This is a genomic window from Actinomadura sp., from assembly GCF_044508335.1.
In the GTDB taxonomy this organism is placed as follows: domain Bacteria; phylum Actinomycetota; class Actinomycetes; order Streptosporangiales; family Streptosporangiaceae; genus Spirillospora.
In genome coordinates, this window is sequence record NZ_JBIQHY010000076.1 from 13,872 (window position 1) to 33,174 (window position 19,303).

The following is a 19,303-nucleotide window of genomic DNA, read 5'->3' on the forward strand; positions in this document are numbered from 1 at the left end:
CGGCGGGCGCGGCGTGCTCGGCGGGCGCGGTGTCGGACGTCGGCTCGGCAGACTGGGTGCTCACGCAGCGCGAGGATACTCGCCCGGCCCCACCTCAGCAGCCTCGTCGCACGCGAGGACGCGCGAGAGCACGCGCGGGGGCGCGGTCACGGGGCGGACGGGCGGGCGATCCACACGTCCATGACCAGGCCCCATGTCCCGCCCGGCGGCCTGCTGAGGGTGCGCCCGTCCTGCCGGGTCCGCACGTGCAGGACCCGCTCCGGCGTCCCGTACGGCGCGACCTGCCCCGGTTTCGCCGCCATGATCACCGGCTGCCGCCCGGCCCGCCGCACGCCGGCGATGACGCGCGCCACGTCGGCGGGCGCGGCGCCGCCCCGCACCCGCGCGGCGGGCACCCCGCACATCCCGCGCACGACCTCCAGGAACCGGTCGGCCGTCGACTGCTCGACCACCACGACCGAGCTGCGCGGGCGCAGCGCGCCGCACATCCCCCGCACGGCGCCCACCTCGTGCTGCTCGGTCCGGGTCACCAGGAACCCGCCGGACGTCAGCACGACCGGCACGAGCATCAGCGCGACACCGGCGACGGCGCCGCAGTTCACCGGCTTCGTCCCGTACCCGAGCCGGCGGACGCGCCGCACCGTCCACGCCGACGCGAACACGGTGAACAGCAGCAGGCCGGGGATGACGAGGCCGATCAGCCGCCGGGACGCCCACGGGTGGTCGGGCGTGATGCCCGGCCGGATCAGCACCTGCGTCGTCGTCCAGGCGATCATCGCGTAGGGCGGCAGCCACTCCGGCGACCGCCCGCTCAGCAGCCGCCGCACCAGCAGCGCCGCGCCCAGCGTCGCGAACAGCAGCGCGGGGACGCCGATGTACCAGGCGACCCAGTAGAGGGACAGCTCCGAGTACTGCCGGGTGCCGTCCACCGGGAGGTGCTGGATGCGCTGCACCATCTCGATGAACCGGACGTTCAGCTCGTCGTCCCTCGTCGCCGGTACCCGGCGGACGGTCTGCACCAGCGGCCGGGCGGCGAAGCCGGCCATCACCAGCACGGTCAGGCCGGCGGCGATGCCCGGCAGCGGGCCGCGCGCGGCCGCCGAGCCCAGCCTCCGCAGCCGCGTCCCCGTCCGGTCCAGGCGCAGGAGGACGGTCAGGGCGACCGTGGCGGCCGGCACGGCCGCGCTGATGGCCAGCAGCGGCTTGAGCGACGAGTCGAGGTACCGCAGGTAGGGCCGGGACATGGTGAAGCCCTCGACCAGCCCGGCGCCCGCGCCCAGCAGCAGGCCGCCGGCGAGCCAGTACCCGGTGCGCCGCCGGAGCCCGACCAGCAGGCCGGCGAAGGCGAGCACGGGCAGGACGTCGCGCAGCCCGTCGATGCGGACGAGCACGATGAGCCCGAGCGCGAGGCCCGCGAGGAACGCCTTCGCGGCGGCGTCGCGCCCCTTCTCCCTGCGGACGTCGTCCAGCAGGGACAGCCCGCCCAGCAGCAGCACGATCGCGGGCAGCTCGCTGAAGGTGCTGCGCGAGACGTAGAGCATCGGCAGCGTCAGCGCCAGCAGCAGCGCCCCGGCGGGCGCCCAGCGCGGCCCGACGAGCCGCGCGACGAGCCCGGCGAACGCGAGCACGCCGCACGCGCCGAGCAGCGGCGCCATGAGCAGGATGCCGTGCGTGCCGCCGAGCCAGCCGCCGAGCGCGAGGACCAGCGGCATCCCCGCCATGAACTGCGGGACGATCGCGCCGCCGTCCTCGTAGAAGGCGGGGCTCTCGAAGCGGAGGGCGGCGTCCGGACCGCCGAACGCGCCGGCCGAGCGCGGGATGGGCAGCGATCCGTGCTCGGCCAGCCAGGTGGCGAACTGGACATAGGACGCCGGGTCGCGGCGGACGACGATCTGCTCCGAGACCATGACCACCTGGAGCACCAGGAACGCGACCGTGATCGCGAGGACGCTCCCGGTCGTCCACCACGGCACCGCGTCGGCGCCGCGGCCGCTCAGGCTCCCCCGCGCCGCCTCCGGCAGGCCGCGCGGCCGGTACCGCAGCCCGAACCACAGGACCACGGCCGCGACCGGCGCGAACAGCGCGATCGCCGGGGCCGGGCGGAACACGCCCGCCATCAGCAGCGGCAGCGCGACCGCCAGCCACGCGAGCACGAGCAGCGCCGGGGCGACGGTGACGCGGACGAGCAGCCGACCAGCGTTCATCGTCCCGCCCCGTGCGTGTTCGTGCGGCGTTCGTCCGCCGGCAAATGGTTCATGGGGTGGTCATCCACCCGTGCGGAGCGTAGCGGCACCGGGCGGGTGGTGGCTCCCGGACGATCATGCGGGCATACGCTCTGCCCATGAGCGCACACGACCGGGGCGCGGCCGTGCCCGCCGACCTGCTGCGGCGGCGGGTGGCGGACGACCCGTCCAACCCGCTGGTCACCTTCTACGACGACGCGACCGGGGAGCGCGTCGAGCTGTCCGCCCGCACGTTCGACAACTGGGTCGCCAAGACGGCGAACTTCCTGGTGGACGGCCTCGGCGCGGAGCCGGGGACGCGGGCGGTGCTCGTCCTGCCGCCGCACTGGCAGACGGCGGTGTGGCTGATGGCCTGCTGGTCCGCGGGCATCGTCGCCGAACCGGTCGATCCGGCGGAGGTGAAGGTGCGGGCCGGCGAACCGGCCGGGGCGCCCCGGCCGTACCCGGAAGAGGGGGCGGCCACCGGGGACGCCCCATACATCCTGGCCGCCGCTCGGGAGGTGCTGGACGACGTGGTCGACGACGCGGACGCCGAGGAGATCGTCGGCCTGTCGCTGCACGCGCTCGGCGCCCCGCTCGCCGACTGCCCGCCCGGCGTGACCGACTACGCCGACGAGGTCCGCGGCTACGGCGACCGGTTCGCGCCGGGGGCGGAAGTGACGCCGGAGACGCCCGCGCTGAGTGTGACAAACGCCACATTCACCGGGGGCGAACTGGTGGCGGCCGCCCGCGAGGCCGTCGAGAAATGGGAGCTGGACGCACGCGACCGGCTCCTGGTTGACATGCCCTTCACCACACTGGACGGGGTACTGATCGCACTGCTGGCACCACTAGCCTCGGGTGCTTCCGTCATAATCCAACGAAACTTCGACAAAGCCGCCCAAGATCGACGTCTGGCAGTGGAGCATGTGACGGTGGTTGCCGGTCTGCCGGGACCGAATGACGCATCCGGGTCCCTGTACCGGCTCCCCTGACCTACGCTCTCCTTGCCCCAGTCCCGTTACCCGACCCCTGAAAGCGGGCGATCCGCTGCGGGAGGGATGACCCCCGCACCACCATGAACCGCTGAGAACCTGGACCACGGAGCCGATGAACAGCAACCCGATGTACATGGAGTACGTCGACGACGCCGACCCGCAGCCGGCGCCGCGGCGCGGCTGGCGCATCCTCGGCTGGGTGTGCATCGGGCTGTCGGCGGTCATGGTGGCCGGCTCCCTGACCGCCTACGGCCTGTACCGCAAGGCGTTCGGGAACATCTCGCACGAGGACGTCAACGCGCAGCTGGGCCCCAACCGGCCGAAGAAGCTGAACAACGCGATGAACATCCTGCTGATCGGGTCGGACAGCCGCGCCGGAGCCAACGTCAAGTACGGGCGCTCGTACCGCAACGTGGCACCCCGCTCGGACACGATGATCCTGCTGCACCTGTCGCCCGGGGGCGGCCAGGCGCTGGGGATCAGCTTCCCCCGCGACCTGGTGATCCCGATCCCGGCCTGCAAGAACCGCAAGGGCGAGACGGTCCCGGCGCAGTCCAGCGCCATGATCAACTCATCGTTCACCAACGGCGGCGCGGCCTGCGTCATCCTGACGATCGAGCACCTCACCCACATCCGCATCGACCACTTCATGCAGGTCGACTTCACCGGCTTCAAGAACATCACGAAGGCGGTCGGCGGCGTCCCGGTGTGCCTGTCGAAGCCGGTGAACGACAGGCATTCCGGGCTCCGGCTGAGCAAGGGCAAGCACGTGATCTCGGGCGAGACGGCGCTCGCCTACGTGCGCACCCGGTACGGCCTCGGCGACGGCTCCGACACCTCCCGCATCAAGCGGCAGCAGAAGTTCATGGGCGCCCTCGCCAACAAGGCGATGAGCGCGGGCGTGCTGAGCAACCCCAAGAAGCTCTACTCGCTGATGAACGCGACCACCAAGTCGCTCACCACCGACAAGGAGCTGACGCCGCAGGTCATGATGGACATCGCCCAGGAGATGCAGGGCATGACCTCCGGCAAGCTGCGGTTCGTGACCGTCCCGTCCGGGCCCGACCCGGCCGACCCGAACCGGGTGGTGCTCAGCGACGCCGCGCAGCCGTTCTTCGCGGCCGTCCGCAACGACACGACCGTCCCCAAGGAGCCGGCGGCCCGCGGCCCGAAGATCCCGCCGAGCCAGGTGCGGGTGCGGGTCTACAACGGCAGCGGCATCACCGGGCAGGCCAGGCGCGTCGCCGACGACCTGGAGTCGCAGGGCTTCCAGGTGACGGTGGGCGGCAACGCGCCGTCCACCACGGCGGCCACCAAGGTGCTGTACGGTTCCGGCGCCGACCAGCAGGCCGCGACGCTCGCCGCGCTCATCCCGAGCAAGCCGCAGCCCGCTGCGCGCGGCAAGGGCGCGAGGCCGGGCGTCGTCGACCTCGTCGTCGGAAAGAACTGGACGAACCTGAAGAGCGCCGGCGCCGGTATCCCGAAGCAGCAGGGTGAGGTCCGGGCCAGCGACGACATCTGCAAGGAGACCTGACCGGGCATCCCCATGACGTACACCACCAGCCCCTCGGGAGCCGACACCGCTCCGCCCCCCGCGCAGCCCGGGCCCGCCGCGGCCCCCGGAACCTCCGGCGCCGCGGTCGCCGCGCCCGCGCAGGCGGCCCGGCCCCGCAGGCAGCGCGACCCGTTCTTCGACAACGCGAAGTACTTCGCGATCCTGCTGGTGGTGGCGGGCCACTCCCTGGCCAACCTGCTGAACGTCCCGATGGCCAAGGGCCTGTACATCTTCATCTACATGTTCCACATGCCGCTGTTCATCGTGATCACCGGCTACTTCTCCCGGAACTGGACGTTCGCGGGCGGCAAGGCCCGCAAGCTCATCACCAACGTCGGCGTCCCGTACGTGGTGTTCGAGGTCGCCTACTCGCTGTACGACTGGCTGGCCGGGCGCAACGAGCTGGAGATCAGCCTGCTCAACCCGTACTACCTGACGTGGTTCCTGATCGCGCTGTTCATGTGGCGGCTGTCCACCCCGGTCTGGCAGCAGATCCGCTGGCCGCTCGCGGTCGCGGTCGCGTTCGCCCTGCTGTCGTACATGAGCAACCTCGGCGGGACGTTCGACATCCACCGCGTCTTCGGGCTGCTGCCGTTCTACGTCCTCGGCCTCTCGCTGCGGCCGGAGCACTTCGAGCTGCTGAAGAAGCCGATCGCGCGGCCGATCGGGGCGCTGGTGCTCGCCGCCGGCCTCGCCGGGTCCTACCTCGTCATGAACCACATGTCGCGGAACTGGATCTACTGGAAGCACGCGAACTTCCAGCTCGGCGTCGACAACTTCACCGGCACCCTGATGCGGCTCGGCATGTTCGCCTGCGCGACCGTGTTCGTCGCCGCGTTCCTGAGCCTGATCCCGCGCCGCCGCCACTGGTTCACCCAGCTCGGCGCGTACACGCTCTACGCCTACCTGCTGCACGGGTTCGTCACCCGGCTGCTGAACTTCACCGGCTGGTGGGGCGCGGACTGGATGCACACCCCGCCCGGCGTCGTCATCGTGATCTGCGGCGCGCTCGTGGTCGGGACGTTCCTGTGCTCCAAGCCCGTCGTCCGGTCCATGAGCTGGGCGCTGGAGCCCAAGATGACCTGGGTGTTCACCCCGCTGCGGCGGCCGAGCGGATCACGCTAGACGAAGCCATCGGAGACATGACCGACATCCATCCCCCCGCGCGCCGGCCCGCGTCCGTCACCGTCCCGGATCCGGTGCCGCCGGGCGCGGCGGTCCCGGCCGCGCCGCCGGTGCCGGCCCCGCGGCACTCCGGCGACCGGCCGGCCGGCGAGCGGCCCGCGCCCAAGCAGCGCGACGCGTACTTCGACAACGTCAAGTTCTTCTTGATCATGCTGGTCGTGCTGGGGCACTGCTGGGAGGTGTTCCGCAACGACAGCCACGCGGTGAACGCGGCCTACTCGCTCGTCTACGGCTTCCACATGCCGGTCTTCGTGTTCGTCTCCGGCTACTTCTCGCGCGGGTTCATGAAGAACACGGAGAAATTCCGGGTCATTTTCCCGACGCTGATCGTCCCTTATGTAATTTTCGATGTCCTTTACCGGCTGCAGCTTGTGGTCATCAGGGGCAACGAGTTCCGCCTGCACGAGCTTTTCCGCCCGCAGTTCCTGATGTGGTTCCTCGTCGCGCTCGTGCTCTGGCGGCTGAGCGCCCCGCTGTGGGGGCACCTGCGGCACCCGGTCGCGGTGTCGGTGGCGCTGTGCCTGGTCGCCGGCAGCTGGAGCTTCAACTCCGACTCGACGCTGTGCCGGGCCGCCGGGCTGCTGCCGTTCTTCGTCCTCGGCCTCACCATCGGGCGGGACCGCGTCGAGGCGCTGCGCCGCCCCCGCTGGACGCGCTGGGCGGGCGCCGCCGTGCTGCTCGCGGCGCTGCCGGTCGCCTATGTGTGGCAGCTCGGCGGCGTCGTGCCGAAGGTCGAGCGCGGCGTCCTGCTGTGGAACCGCGGCTACGAGCACATGGGCTTCGGCGCCCTGGAGGGCATGGCGTACCGCCTGCTCGCGCTGGGGATCGCCACCGTCCTCGGCATCGCGTTCCTCGCCGCCGTCCCGCGCGGACGCGCCTGGTACACCACGCTCGGCACCCGGACGATGTACGTCTACCTCCTGCACGGCCTCGTGGTGAAGACGCTCGACTACGGCGGCGTCCTCGACGGCCACTTCTTCCAGACGCCGCTCGGCCTCGTCCTCGTGACCGCGGGCGGCCTCGCGCTCGGGCTCCTGCTCGCCACCGTGCCCGTCCAGCGCCTCACCCACTGGGCCGTCGAGCCCAAGGGGCGGTGGCTGCTCAAGCCGTCGCATGGCGGGACATAAGATCTACCTACGATCTGCGGGTATAGTCCAAATTCACCGAGTAGCTGATTGGCCTACGCGTTGAGCACTGATCACGGCATCTCTTTGAGCATCATCGTTCCCGTGCACAGAGTGCAGGGGTACATCCGGCAGTGCCTGGACTCGATCCTCGACCCGGACCTGCCGAACCTGGAGGTCATCGCGGTCGACGACGCCTCGCCGGACGGCTGCGGTGAGATCCTCGACGAGTTCGCCGCGCGCGACCCGCGGGTCAAGGTGCGGCACCTCACCGAGAACGTGGGCCTGGGGCACGCGCGGAACGTCGGCTTCGACATGGCGACCGGCGACTACGTCTGGTTCTTCGACAGCGACGACTACGCGACCGACGGCGCCGTCCGGGCCGTCATGGACCGGCTGGACGAGACGCGGCCGGACGTGCTGATGTTCGACTACGCGCGCGCCTACTGGAACGGGCGGGTCAAGCGCAGCATCATCAACCACCTGTTCCGCGAGCCGCCCGCGCCGGACGTCTTCACCATCAACGAGCGGCCGAGCCTGCTGGAGATGTTCACCTCGATCTGGAACCGGGCGATCCGCCGCGAGTTCATGATCGAGCACGGGCTGCGCTTCAACAGCGGCTACTACGAGGACGTCAGCATCACCTACCCGGTCCTCATGGCCGCCGAGCGGGTCAGCTTCCTCGACCGGGTCTGCTACGTCTACCGGCAGCGCCGCCGCGGCGCGATCACCAAGACGGCGAGCGCCAAGCACTTCGACGTGTTCGACCAGTACGACCGGATCTTCGCGTTCATGGACCGGCTGGGCCCGTCCATGGACCCGCTCCGCCCGCTGATGTTCAACCGGACGATCTGGCACCTGCTGGTCATCATCGAGCGCGCCGACCGCGTGTACCCGTCGGAGAAGCCGCGCTTCTTCGCCGAGATGACCAAGACCTACAACCGGTACAAACCCGCCGGGCACGTCCCGCCGGACGACGAGCCGGGCCTCGCCGAGAAGCACCGGGCGATCGAGCGCGGCGACTTCAAGGCGTGGGAGCGCCTCAACTCCCCGACGTTCGCGTCCAAGGCCAGGAAGCGCGGGCGCAAGGTCCGCAAGCTGCAGCGGCAGGGCGTCCTGCGCTCCAAGGAGCTCGCCAAGGAGCGCTACTACCAGATGCGGCGGCACATGCCGATCGAGGAGGACCTCGCCGTCTTCGCCGCCTACTGGTACCGCGGGTACGCCTGCAACCCGGCCGCGATCTACGAGAAGGTCCGCGAGCTGGCCCCGCACATCCGCTGCGTGTGGGTGGTGAAGCCGAGCGCCCGCAAGACCATGCCGGAGGGCGTCGACTACGTGGTGGCCGGGTCCGCCGAGTACTACCGGACGATCGCCGCCGCGAAGTACTTCGTCAACAACGTCAACTTCCCCGACCACCTGGTCAAGCGGCCGGGGCAGGTGCACCTGGAGACCCAGCACGGCACGCCGCTGAAGAAGATGGGCCTCGACCAGATGGAGTACCCGGTCGGCGCCGGCGACATGGACTTCAAGGCCCTCATCGAGCGGTCCGACCGCTGGGACTTCCTCATCTCCGCGAACCCGCTGACCAGCGAGGCGTGGGAGCGCGGCTTCCCGTGCCACTACGAGATGCTGGAGATCGGCTACCCGCGCAACGACCGCCTGGTGCGCGCGACCCCGGAGGAGCAGGCGCGGCTGCGCGCCGAACTGGAGATCCCCGAGGGCAGGACGGCGGTCCTGTACGCGCCGACGCACCGCGACTACCAGCGCCGGTACACGCCGATGTTCGACATCGGCCGGGTCGTCGAGCAGCTCGGCGAGGACCACATCCTCCTGCTGCGCGCCCACTACTACTACAAGCTCAAGGACATGGCGGCCGACCTGGGCTGGCCCGAGGACCAGGTGATCGACGTGTCCAAGCACCCGTCCGTCGAGGACCTCATGATCGCCTCGGACGCGCTGCTGACCGACTACTCGTCGATCATGTTCGACTACGCCAACCTGGGCAAGCCGATCGTGATCTACGCGAACGACTGGGAGACCTACCGGCTCACCCGCGGCGTGAACTTCGACCTCACCGAGTTCCCGCCCGGCGTCGTCGCCTACACCGAGTCCGAGCTCGTCGACGCGTTCGTGTCGCGGGCGCCGTGGGGCGACGCGGCGTCGAAGAACCTGGAGGCGTTCCAGGCGCGGTTCTGCCCGTGGGACGACGGCCACGCGTCCGAGCGGGCCGTCCGCCGGGTCTTCCTCGGCGAGAAGATCGAGAATCCGCCGCAGAGCCCCACGGCGAGGGCCGCGGCGCAGTAGCATCCGGCGCACGCCCCCGTTGCGCTCCCGGGCCCGCCCGCCGCGCAAGCCCGCCGCCACCGGCCCGGCGCCGCCGCCCGGCCGGCCGAAGTGTTCGAAGGAGTGGGTCGCTTGTCCGCCCGCATCAGCGTCATCGTGCTCACCCACGGAGCCGGGGAGCACCTCGGCGACGCCCTGGAGTCGATCGCGGCCCAGACCTGCCGGGACCTGGAGGTCCTGGTCGTGGACGACGGCACCGGCACCGCCGCGCGGGCCGCGCTGCCCGACGACCGGTTCCGGCTGATCCGGCAGGGCGCGCCCAGCCGCGGCGCCGCCCGCAACCTGGGCGTGGCCGAGAGCGCCGGCGAGTTCCTGCTGTTCGCCGACAACGGCGACCCGATGCCGCCGGACGCCGTCGCCTCGCTCCTCACCGCGCTAGAGGCGTCCGGGTCGGAGCTGGCGAAGGGGCCCGACGCGGCCCGCAAGTGGACGGGCCAGGTGTCGCAGTGGAAGGCGCGCGGCGACAACGCGCCCCCGGCGACGGGCACCGACCTGCGCCGCTGCCCGGAGCTGCTGGCCAACCGCAAGATCTCCGGGACGCTGCTGCGCCGGTCCTTCTGGGACGCGCACGGGCTGGAGTTCCCCGACCTCGGCCGCTACGACGACCTGCCGGTGATGATGCGGGTCCTGCACCTGGCGAAGTCCGTGGACGTGGTGCCGGACGTCGTCCTGCACCGCCGCACGCGGCGCTACGCGCCGACGACCGAGCCGCAGGAGATCGCGGACGGCTTCGGCGCGGCGACCCTCGCGACGACCTGGGTCGCCGAGCGCGGCGACGCCAAGGAGCTGCGGCGGTTCCAGCTCGCCCTCGTCACGACCGAGCTGAAGACGTTCCTGGACGCCATGCCCGACCTGTCCGGCGACGAGCGGGAGCAGGTCGTCGCGCAGGCCGCGGCGTACGCCAAGGGCGTGTCGCCGAAGGTGTTCGCCGAGGCCCCGGCGCTGACCCGGCTGAAGTGGCATCTCGCGCAGGCGGGCCACACGATGGAGCTGGTGAAGGTCGTCCGGTACGAGCGCGGCAAGTCGTCGCCGTCGATCGTCCGCGACCCGGTGCGCCGCTACGTCGTCTACCCGTACTGGAAGGACGCCAAGCTCGACGTCCCGCGCGAGGTGTACCGGGCGCGCGACGAGGTCAAGATGCGCGGCCGGGTGCACGCGGTGCGCTGGGACGGCGACCGGCTCGTCGTCACCGGCGAGGCCTACATCAACTCGGTCAGCTCGCGCCGCCGCTGGACGTCGATCAAGACGGTGACGCTGCGCAACGGCCGCCGCAGGATCGTCATGAAGGCGCGGCAGACGCCGAAGCCCGGCAAGTCGTCCGGCGGCTGGACCGGGTTCGAGTTCTCCGTCGACGCCGCGAAGCTGAAGGAGCGCGGCGGCTGGGCCGAGGGCACCTGGGAGGTGCACGCCGCGGTGCTGAACGCGGGCGTGTTCCGGCAGGGCCCGGTGCGCGGCGGCGGGTCCGGGACGGGCGCGCACCCGCCCTACCGGTACGTGGCCGACGACGTGCGCGTCGTCCCGAAGGTCGTGGACGGGCACTTCGTCGTCCAGGTGGAACGCGTCAAAGAGCGGGCGACCGCGCTGCGCTGGGACGATGACGCGCTGCTCATCGAGGGCGAGTCGGCCGGCGGGCCGCCCGCCGAGCTGGTGCTGACGCTCGGCGACTCGCGCGTCCCCGTCCCGGTGGCGGCCGGGGCCGCCTCCGGGGACGCGGGGAGCGGGTGGACGGCGCGGGTCGACCCGGCCGCGCTCGACATGGACATCGACCCCGAGTCGATCGACGACACCCGCGACTGGACGCTGTCCGCGGACGGCCGGCCGCTCGTCCTCGCCGAGGGCGTGGCGGAGGCGCGCCGCACGTTCGGCGCCCTCGAGGTCACCGCGGGCCGCGGGCACGGCGGTTACGTGCGGGTGCGGCGGTCGACGATCCGCCTGTCGGTGGACGGCTGCGAGCTGCGCCCCGACGGGACGCTGGCGCTGACGGCGACGCACCCGGCGCACGAGTCCGGGCAGATCGTGGTGCGCAGCCGCGGGCGGCGCAAGCAGCACGCGTTCGACCTCGTCCCCGACGGGTCGGGCAGGCTGCGGGCCGAGGTCCCGGTGGCGGCCGTGCCGGGCGTCGCGGGCGTCCTGCCGCTGCGGCCGGGCCGCTGGGACGTGCTGTTCCGCCCGCCGGGCGAGCGGGCGCTGACCGTCCGGCTGACCCAGGGCGCGCAGCAGGGCCTGCCGGGGCCGGTCGAGGTGGCGCGGCGCGGCTACGAGCTGGAGACCAAGGACGGCCGGCTCGTCGTCGCCGTCACCGGGGACGTGTCGAGCGAGGAGAAGAGCGCCGGCCCGAAGTACCGGGAGGAGGCGCGCCGCACGGTCGCCCGCGAGGGGCTGCGCGACGCGGTGCTGTTCTCCTGCTTCAACGGGCGGCAGTACTCCGACAGCCCGAAGGCCATCCACGAGGAGCTGCTGCGGCGCGGCACCGACCTGGAGCAGCTGTGGGTCGTCAACGACGCGCAGGTCGAGCTGCCGGACACGCTGCAGGCCGTCCGGCTGAACGGCAGGGAGTGGCAGGAGGCGGTGACGACGTCCCGCTACATCGTCACCAACCACCGGCTCGGCGACTGGTTCCAGCGGCACCCCGACCAGATCGTCCTGCAGACCTGGCACGGCACCCCGCTGAAGAAGATCGGCCGGGACGTGAAGGAGGTCCACTTCGCGTACGCGCCGGGGATGAAGTCGGCGCTGCAGAGCAAGGAGAAGAAGCCGGAGGGGCCGGCCGTCCCCGAGTGGAGCCACCTGCTGTCCCCGAACCCGTTCAGCACCGAGATCTTCCGCCGCGCGTTCGCGTTCAAGGGCGAGATGCTGGAGGTCGGGTACCCGCGCAACGACCTGCTGCACAGCCCGGACGCGGACGTCGTGGCACGGTCGGTCCGGGCCCGGCTCGGCATCCCGGAGGGCAAGCGGGTCGTGCTGTACGCGCCGACGTGGCGCGACGACCAGTACTACAGCCGCGGCCGGTACAAGCACGACATGCGCCTCGACCTGGACCGGGCCCGCGCCGCCCTCGGCGACGACCACGTGCTGCTGGTCCGGCTGCACAGCAACGTGGTGGACGGCGTCCAGGAGGACCCGGAGGGCTTCGTCCGCGACGTGTCGCTGTACCCGGACATCACCGAGCTGTACCTGATCTCCGACATGATGATCAGCGACTACTCGTCGGTGATGTTCGACTACGCCAACACGGGCCGCCCGATGCTGTTCTTCACCTACGACCTGGCCGACTACCGGGACCGGCTCCGCGGCTTCTACTTCGACTTCGAGGCGGAGGCGCCGGGGCCGCTGGTGGAGACGTCCGACGACCTGATCGACGCGATCCGCGACATCGACGCCGCCGTCGCCGGGCACAAGGAGCGCTACGACGCCTTCGTCGACCGCTTCTGCCCGCTGGACGACGGCCACGCCGCCGCCCGGACCGTCGACCGGGTCTTCGGCCCGGAGCGCTGACCGGCCGATGCCGATGGCGAACGGGCATCGCGGGCGCGTTGGTAGGCTACGCGCCTGCACCGGCGACCTGGGGAAGGGCTGCGGACATTGGACGCGGTAGCGAACCACTGCAGGGTGGGGTCCGACGACCGCCTGAGCATCCGGTGGCCCGACCCCCTGCCGGCCGGCCGCCGAATCGTGCTGCGGCACCGCAAGTCCGGCGAGACGCGGGCCGAGCCGATCACCGGCGACCGCCGCTCGGTGGAGCTGGACGCCGCCGACCTGGCGTCCGGCAAGTGGACCCTCGCCGTCGAGGGGGACGGCGCGGAGCGCCCGCTGCTGACCGACGACCCGGGGTTCTCGCTGGCCGGGCTGCGCGCCTACGCCGACGTGCCCCGCGAGCGCGCCGTGCGGGTGGTGCGGGCCGCGGACGGGCGCGTCGCGCTCACCGTCCGGAAGGTCGCCCCGCACGCCGAGGTCGAGGCGGTGCACCCGCGCGACGGCGAGATCAGGATCGTCGGGCGGCTCGCGTACGCGGGCCCGCAGCCCGGGGAGAGCGCCCGGCTGGTCGCGGCGGCGCGGGACGGCGACGCCGCGGTGAGCGGCGGCGTCCGGCTCGACGGCACCCGGTTCGACGGCCGCCTGGACGTCGAGGCGCTCGCCGCGGCCGAGCCCGCCCTCTGGGACCTGTGGCTCGACGCCGGCGACGTGCACGCCCGCCTCGCGACCCGGCTGGACGACGCGCCCGGGAAGCGCGGCAAGCTGTCCTACCCGCGGCAGGTCGCCGCGCACGGAGGCCGGGAGATGACCGTGCGGCCCTACTTCACCGACCGTGACCAGCTGTCGATCGCGTGCAGCCTCGTCGAGGACGACGCCAAGTGAAGATCACCTTTCTGCTGCTGGAGGCGTTCTCCATCGACGGCACCGTCCGGTGCACGTTCACGCTCGCCGACGAACTGTCCCGGCGGCACGACGTCGAGATCGTGAGCGTCCTGCGGGACCGGGACCGCCCCGTCCTGCCGCTGTCGGACCGGGTCCGGCTGCGCTCCCTCGTCGACCTGCGGGCGGAGGCGAAGGTCCCGTGGCCGCACACCGCGCGGGCCGAGCGGCTGATGCCGGAGCCGTCCGCGCTGGTCCCCGAGCAGGAGCGCTGCTACGACAAGTTCAGCGCCTGGACCGACGACCGGATCAGCCGGTTCCTGCGGCGCCCGCGCACCGACGTGCTGGTCACCACCCGGGCCGGGCTCAACCTGCTCGCGGCGCGCACGGCGCCCCGCAAGGTGGTGGTCGTCGGGCAGGAGCACCTGCAGCTCGGCATCAACGAGCCGGAGATGATCACCGAGTTCCGGGAGTGGTACCCGCGGCTCGACGCGCTGACCACCCTCACCGCCGCCGACGGCGCGGACTACGAGGCGGCGCTGCCGGACGGGTCGTGCCCGGTCTACACGATCGGGAACGGGCTGCCGCCGCGGCTGTACCCGCGCTCCCGGCAGGAGAACAAGGTCGTCGTCGCGGCCGGCCGGATGGTGTGGATCAAGGGCTACGACCTGCTCATCCACGCGTTCGCGAAGGTCGTGGAGAAGCACCCGGAGTGGCAGCTGCGGATCTACGGGGACGGCTCCCGGCGCGACCAGCTGCGCCGCCAGGTCACCCGGCTCGGGCTCTACAACAACGTCCTGCTGATGGACCCGACGGACGACATGGAGGGCGAGTTCGCCAAGGCGTCCGTCCTCGCGATGTCGTCGCGGGCCGAGCCGTTCGGCATGACGATCATCGAGGCGTTCGCGTGCGGGCTGCCGGTGGTCGGTTTCGACTGCCCGCAGGGCCCCCGCGAGATCATCACCGACGGCCACGACGGGCTGCTCGTCCCCCCGGAGGACCCGGACGCGTTCGCCGAGGCGCTGATCAGGCTGATCGACGACGAGGACCTGCGGCTGACGATGGCCGAGCGCGCCTTCGCGTCGGCGGAGCGCTTCGACATCGCGGTCGTGGCCCGGCAGTGGGAGAAGATGCTCACCGAGCTGCGGACCGCGCCGCGCCGAAACTCCGGCCGCTAGGGACGGGACCGCGGGCCTCGCCCCGGCCGGGCGCCGCCGGGCTCGGCCTTGCTAGGTGCGGCCGGGCTCGGCCCTGCTAGGTGCGGCCGGCCTCGGCCTTCTCGCGCTCTTCGGCGGGGGCCGGCTCGGCGGCCGGGCGGGGGCTCCGCGGCGGCGGGAGCAGCGCCAGGCCGAGGGCCAGGCAGGCGAACGGGACGGCGGGCACGACGTAGCGGTAGTCGAAGTCGGCGGTCGCGGCGGGGATCACCAGCAGCGCGAGGCTCGTCCCCCAGGGGAGGAGCGCGCCCGTCCCCCAGTGCCGGACGGGGCCGAGCGGGCGCCACCGGCCCCGCGACCGGACGTACGGGAACGCTCCAGCCAGGCCGCCCAGCAGCAGGACGCCAAGGAACGTGCCCGGCATGGCAAATTCGTCTTGGTAGGCGAGCATCTGGTCGGCCCAGGGCCGGACGACCTTCGTCTCGGCGCCGTCCGGGTCGTACTGCTCGGCGAGCAGCGCCTGCTTGTCGCTCCACTCCTCGCCCTCGGGGAAGTCGTACTCCAGCGACGTCCACGGGTTCGGGTACGGTTCCCGGTCCCACTCGAACGCCTTGAACGTGTCGTGGACGACCACGCCCGCGTAGTCGCCGGGCTGCTCGCGGATCGCCGCCCACGCGAACTCGCTCGCGAGCCGGTCGGCCTCGTCGCCCGTCACCCAGCCGGGGATCTCGCGGAACGGGGAGTCCTTCGTCCACATCACCGCGAACGCGGGCGAGATGCGCGGGTCGGTGAGGTGCGGGCACATGATCCGCAGCTCGGGGCGGGGTTTGATGACGTCGCAGTCGGCGAACGCGGCGGTGCGCCCGTACAGCCAGATCGAGTTGGCCTTGGCCAGCTTGAACTCGCCGTACTCGGACCGGAACCAGAACATGTACCCGGCGATCGGCAGCGCGAACATCACCACCGCCGCGACGCAGGCCCACCGGCCCGCGCGGCGCAGCAGCATCGCGACGACGATCACCGCGATCAGCGCGAGCCCCGCCGTCCTGGTCAGCGCGGCGAACGCCGCGAACGCGCCGGCCAGCCCCCCGAGCCACCACGTCGAGCGGCGCCGCCACAGCGCCGCCGCGACCGCCGCGAGCAGCAGGAACGTGAACAGCGAGTCCGACATGAGCATGTGCTCCAGGGAGATCTGGTGGACGGGCATCAGCACCGGCACCGTCACGGCCGCCGCCAGCAGGTTGGGCAGCCACATCCGCCACGCCCACCGTCCGCGCTCGTCCGGCGGCCACGCCTCCCTGCCCGCGCGCACCACCAGGATGTAGACCAGGACGCCCGTGAGGACGCCGATGGCGTGCTGCACCGACACCAGCACGGTGAAGCTGTGGAACGGTTCGATCAGCCAGAGCAGAATCGGGTATCCACTCGGACGCGTCTCACCCGGCCGCAACTGGAGGGCGGCCTCGAGATAACTCTTCGAGTCGCCGAACCACAACGGCGCCGGATAGCCCAGGACCGCGATGACCCTGATCCAGATCGCCGCCGCGAGAACCCCCGCGAACGGCGCATGAGCGATGAGTCGGACGCGCACCCTGCCAGGCTACCGATGGAAATGATCACCATGTCCTCGGCGCAGTCACGGATCCGCGACAATGCCGGGGACCGGAACCGGACAGCCGATAGCATCGGATCGCTCCTCACGATGAAAGGGAACTCCATGGCGAACTTCACGCTCGACGACGTTCGGCAACGGACGTACAAGGCGCGTGACGCCTGGTGGACCGTCCTGCTGGTCGATCCGCTCGCGTCCAGGCTGGTGAAGTTCACGGCCAACCGGACGCGCGTGACCCCGAACCAGCTCACCGTCGGAGCCCTGGTCCTCGGTCTCGCCGCGGGCGCCTGCTTCGCCGTCGCGTCCTGGCCGTGGCTGCTCGCCGGCGCGCTGCTGTACCACCTGTCGTTCACGCTCGACTGCATGGACGGCAAGATCGCCCGCCTGAAGGGCACCGGCTCGGTCTTCGGCGCCTGGCTCGACTACATCTTCGACCGCGTCCGCGTCCTGGCCTGCGCGATCGCCCTGATGGCGGGGCAGTACGCCGCCACGGGCAACGCCGCCTACATCTGGACGGCCGTCGCCGTCGTGTTCCTCGACATGCTCCGCTACATGGACGCGCTGGAGATCTACAAGGTCCGCACCCAGATGCGGACGAAGCTGAACGCGGCCCGCGCCGAGGCGCGCGCCCTCGAACGCGCCGCCCAGCGCGCCAACGGCGAGGTCTCCGGCGAGGACGAGGACCTCCGCTCCGCCGAGGCCCTCGCGGAGGACCCCGAGGCCGACCTGGAGAACCGCGTCGTCGGCGACGACCCGACCATCGCGACGCTCCAGCAGGGCTTCAACCGGCAGTTCCCCTGGTACGCCCGGATCCGCAACGTGCTGATGGCGGGCCGCATCCGCCCGCACCTGATCAGCGGCATCGAGTTCCAGATGGGCGTGTTCATCGTCGCGCCGGTCGCCGCCGCGATCGTCCCCGGGGCCATCATCCCCGTCGTCGCGGCGAGCGCCGCCGGCCTGCTGGCCTTCGAGCTCGTGATCATCTACAAGTTCTGGCTGTCCAGCCGCGACTACAGCCGCAGCCTCGCCAAGCTCAACGCCAAGATCGAGACCTACCGGGCCGCCCTCCCCGACGACCAGGAGGTCACCGTGGGCAGCGCCGGCTGACCGGTGCCACGCGGAAGGCCCCCCGGCGCGCGCGCCGGGGGGCCTTCCGCCGTTCAGCGCTTGCGCGCGGTGAGGAGCAGGTACTCCCACTCCATGACCAGGCCGGACGTCCCCACGTCCTGCCCTCGCGCCAGTTCGACCAGCGCGGTGTCGAGCGCCGCGACCTTCTCCGGGTCGTCGGCGATGCGCCGGTAGACGGCGATGGTCGGCCCGTACCGGGTCTTGAAGTAGTCGCGGAACTCCTCGGGCTTGCCGAACCGGTCGACCCGCACCGTCCGCCGCTCGGCCCGCACGTCGGTGACGCGGTCCCCGAACAGCTCCTGGACGTGCTCGGGACGCCCCCACAGCGGCGGCGGCTGCGCGCCCTCCGGGGGCGGCGGCGCGTAGGGCTTCATCACGCCGAACATCTGCCCGATGAAGCCCTCCGGGGTCCAGTTGGCCAGCCCGATCGTCCCGCCTTCGCGGCAGACCCGCACCACCTCGTCCGCGGACGCCCGGTGGTGCGGCGCGAACATGATCCCGACGCACGACAGCACCGCGTCGAACTCCCCGTCGCCGAACGGCAGCGCCTCGACGTCGGCCTCCCGCCAGGCCAGCTCGGCGCCGCGCCGCACCGCCTCCTTCTCCCCCGCCCGGAGCAGTTCCGGCGTGAGGTCGCTCGCGACGACGTCCGCCCCTTCGAGCGCCGCCGCGATGGCCGCGTTGCCCGACCCGGCGGCGACGTCCAGCACCCGCTGGCCGGGCCGCACCCCCGCCGCCCGGACGAGCACCGCGCCCATGTCCGGGATGATCTCCGACGCCACCGACGGATAGTCCCCCGAAGCCCACATCGCCCTGTGGGCGTCCTTCACCGTGTCCCCCATGACAATTCTCCTCCCGTTGTCGGTTCAACGTTAGGAATCCGAAGGGTGCGGTCCTAGTACAGGATCTGTACCGGGCTTGGACGCCCTGGCCGAACCGTCCTAGCCTGCGCGGTATGGGGGCTTCGTACTACCAGTTCTGCCCCGTCGCCAAGGCGATGGAGCTGCTCGACGAGCGCTGGACCATGCTGATCGTCCGCGAGCTGCTCGCCGGCAGCGAACGCTTCAACGAGCTGCGCCGGGGCGTCCCCCGCATGTCCCCGACGCTGCTGTCCAAGCGCCTCAACCAGCTGGTGCGCGCGGGCATCGCGGACAAGCAGGGGGACCGCTACGTCCTGACCCCCGCCGGCGAGGAGCTGCGCCCGGTCGTGGACGCACTGGCGGTATGGGGCCTCCGTTGGATCGGTGAGCTGGGCGACCGGGACCTGGACCCGAAGCTCCTCCTCTGGGACATGCGCCGCAACACGGCTCTGGACGCCGTCCCCGACGACCGGACCGTGGTCTTCTTCGTCTTCCCGGACGTCCCGCCCCGCAACCGCCACTGGTGGCTGGTCCTCACCCCGGAGGCCGCCGACGTCTGCGACATCGACCCCGGCTATGAGACGTCCGTGACCGTTACCGCCGACCTCCGCACCATGGTCGCCATCTGGCGCGGCGACACACCCTGGCAGGACGCCCTGCGCTCCGGCGCCCTGCAGATCCAGGGTCCCGAGCCTCTCCGCCGCTCCCTCCCGACCTGGTTCGCCCTCTCCCCCTACGCCACCGTCCCCCGCCCGGCCGTTCACGCCGG

At 71.9% G+C, this 19,303-nt stretch carries 13 protein-coding genes; 10 read left to right on the top strand and 3 right to left on the bottom strand.

All coding sequences use genetic code 11. The annotated features are described in order from the left end of the window. Positions 1-146 precede the first annotated feature (146 nt). Positions 147-2,204 (bottom strand): hypothetical protein, encoded by a 2,058-nt coding sequence (locus tag ACIWVC_RS23210; RefSeq protein WP_396454569.1) that lies wholly within the window; start codon positions 2,202-2,204, stop codon positions 147-149. A gap of 137 nt (positions 2,205-2,341) precedes the next feature. Here ACIWVC_RS23210 and ACIWVC_RS23215 point away from each other — a divergent pair, with 137 nt between their 5' ends. From ACIWVC_RS23215 to ACIWVC_RS23250, 8 genes are all read left to right on the top strand, one after another. Further along, positions 2,342-3,217 carry a TIGR03089 family protein gene (locus tag ACIWVC_RS23215; protein ID WP_396454570.1) on the top strand — a complete coding sequence of 292 codons (876 nt, stop codon included), beginning with the start codon at positions 2,342-2,344 and terminating at the stop codon, positions 3,215-3,217. A gap of 115 nt (positions 3,218-3,332) precedes the next feature. Next, positions 3,333-4,754: an LCP family protein gene (locus ACIWVC_RS23220; RefSeq protein WP_396447689.1), complete on the top strand. Its 1,422-nt coding sequence runs from the start codon at positions 3,333-3,335 to the stop codon at positions 4,752-4,754. Positions 4,755-4,766: 12 nt separating this feature from the next. After that, complete coding sequence (locus ACIWVC_RS23225; protein WP_396447688.1) at positions 4,767-5,900, top strand: acyltransferase family protein; 1,134 nt, start codon at positions 4,767-4,769, stop codon at positions 5,898-5,900. A gap of 17 nt (positions 5,901-5,917) precedes the next feature. Continuing rightward, positions 5,918-7,087, top strand: a complete 1,170-nt coding sequence (locus ACIWVC_RS23230; protein WP_396447687.1) for an acyltransferase family protein — start codon at positions 5,918-5,920, stop codon at positions 7,085-7,087. Positions 7,088-7,171: 84 nt separating this feature from the next. Then, positions 7,172-9,388, top strand: coding sequence for a CDP-glycerol glycerophosphotransferase family protein (locus ACIWVC_RS23235; protein WP_396454571.1), 2,217 nt, complete (start codon positions 7,172-7,174; stop codon positions 9,386-9,388). Positions 9,389-9,499: 111 nt separating this feature from the next. Further along, the gene (locus tag ACIWVC_RS23240; protein ID WP_396454572.1) at positions 9,500-12,922 is read left to right on the top strand and encodes a CDP-glycerol glycerophosphotransferase family protein; all 3,423 of its coding nucleotides are present in this window, start codon (positions 9,500-9,502) and stop codon (positions 12,920-12,922) included. A 114-nt stretch (positions 12,923-13,036) separates the two neighbouring features. Continuing rightward, on the top strand, positions 13,037-13,783 hold the full coding sequence (locus tag ACIWVC_RS23245; protein ID WP_396447684.1) for a hypothetical protein: 747 nt from the start codon (positions 13,037-13,039) through the stop codon (positions 13,781-13,783). Next, complete coding sequence (locus tag ACIWVC_RS23250; RefSeq protein WP_396447683.1) at positions 13,780-14,958, top strand: glycosyltransferase family 4 protein; 1,179 nt, start codon at positions 13,780-13,782, stop codon at positions 14,956-14,958. Before ACIWVC_RS23245 ends, ACIWVC_RS23250 begins: the two co-directional genes overlap by 4 nt. A 76-nt stretch (positions 14,959-15,034) precedes the next feature. Here ACIWVC_RS23250 and ACIWVC_RS23255 read toward each other — a convergent pair whose 3' ends face one another. Continuing rightward, positions 15,035-16,525: a hypothetical protein gene (locus ACIWVC_RS23255; RefSeq protein ID WP_396447682.1), complete on the bottom strand. Its 1,491-nt coding sequence runs from the start codon at positions 16,523-16,525 to the stop codon at positions 15,035-15,037. Between the two features lie 126 nt (positions 16,526-16,651). Here ACIWVC_RS23255 and ACIWVC_RS23260 point away from each other — a divergent pair, with 126 nt between their 5' ends. Then, positions 16,652-17,653, top strand: a complete 1,002-nt coding sequence (locus tag ACIWVC_RS23260) for a CDP-alcohol phosphatidyltransferase family protein (RefSeq protein WP_396447681.1) — start codon at positions 16,652-16,654, stop codon at positions 17,651-17,653. A gap of 53 nt (positions 17,654-17,706) precedes the next feature. Here the strand turns inward: ACIWVC_RS23260 and ACIWVC_RS23265 are convergent, their stop codons facing one another. Continuing rightward, complete coding sequence (locus ACIWVC_RS23265; RefSeq protein WP_396447680.1) at positions 17,707-18,516, bottom strand: class I SAM-dependent methyltransferase; 810 nt, start codon at positions 18,514-18,516, stop codon at positions 17,707-17,709. A 113-nt stretch (positions 18,517-18,629) separates the two neighbouring features. On the opposite strand from ACIWVC_RS23265, the gene ACIWVC_RS23270 reads away from it, so the two are divergent. Next, on the top strand, positions 18,630-19,303 hold a 674-nt coding region (locus tag ACIWVC_RS23270), incomplete at its 3' end, for a winged helix-turn-helix transcriptional regulator (RefSeq protein WP_396454573.1).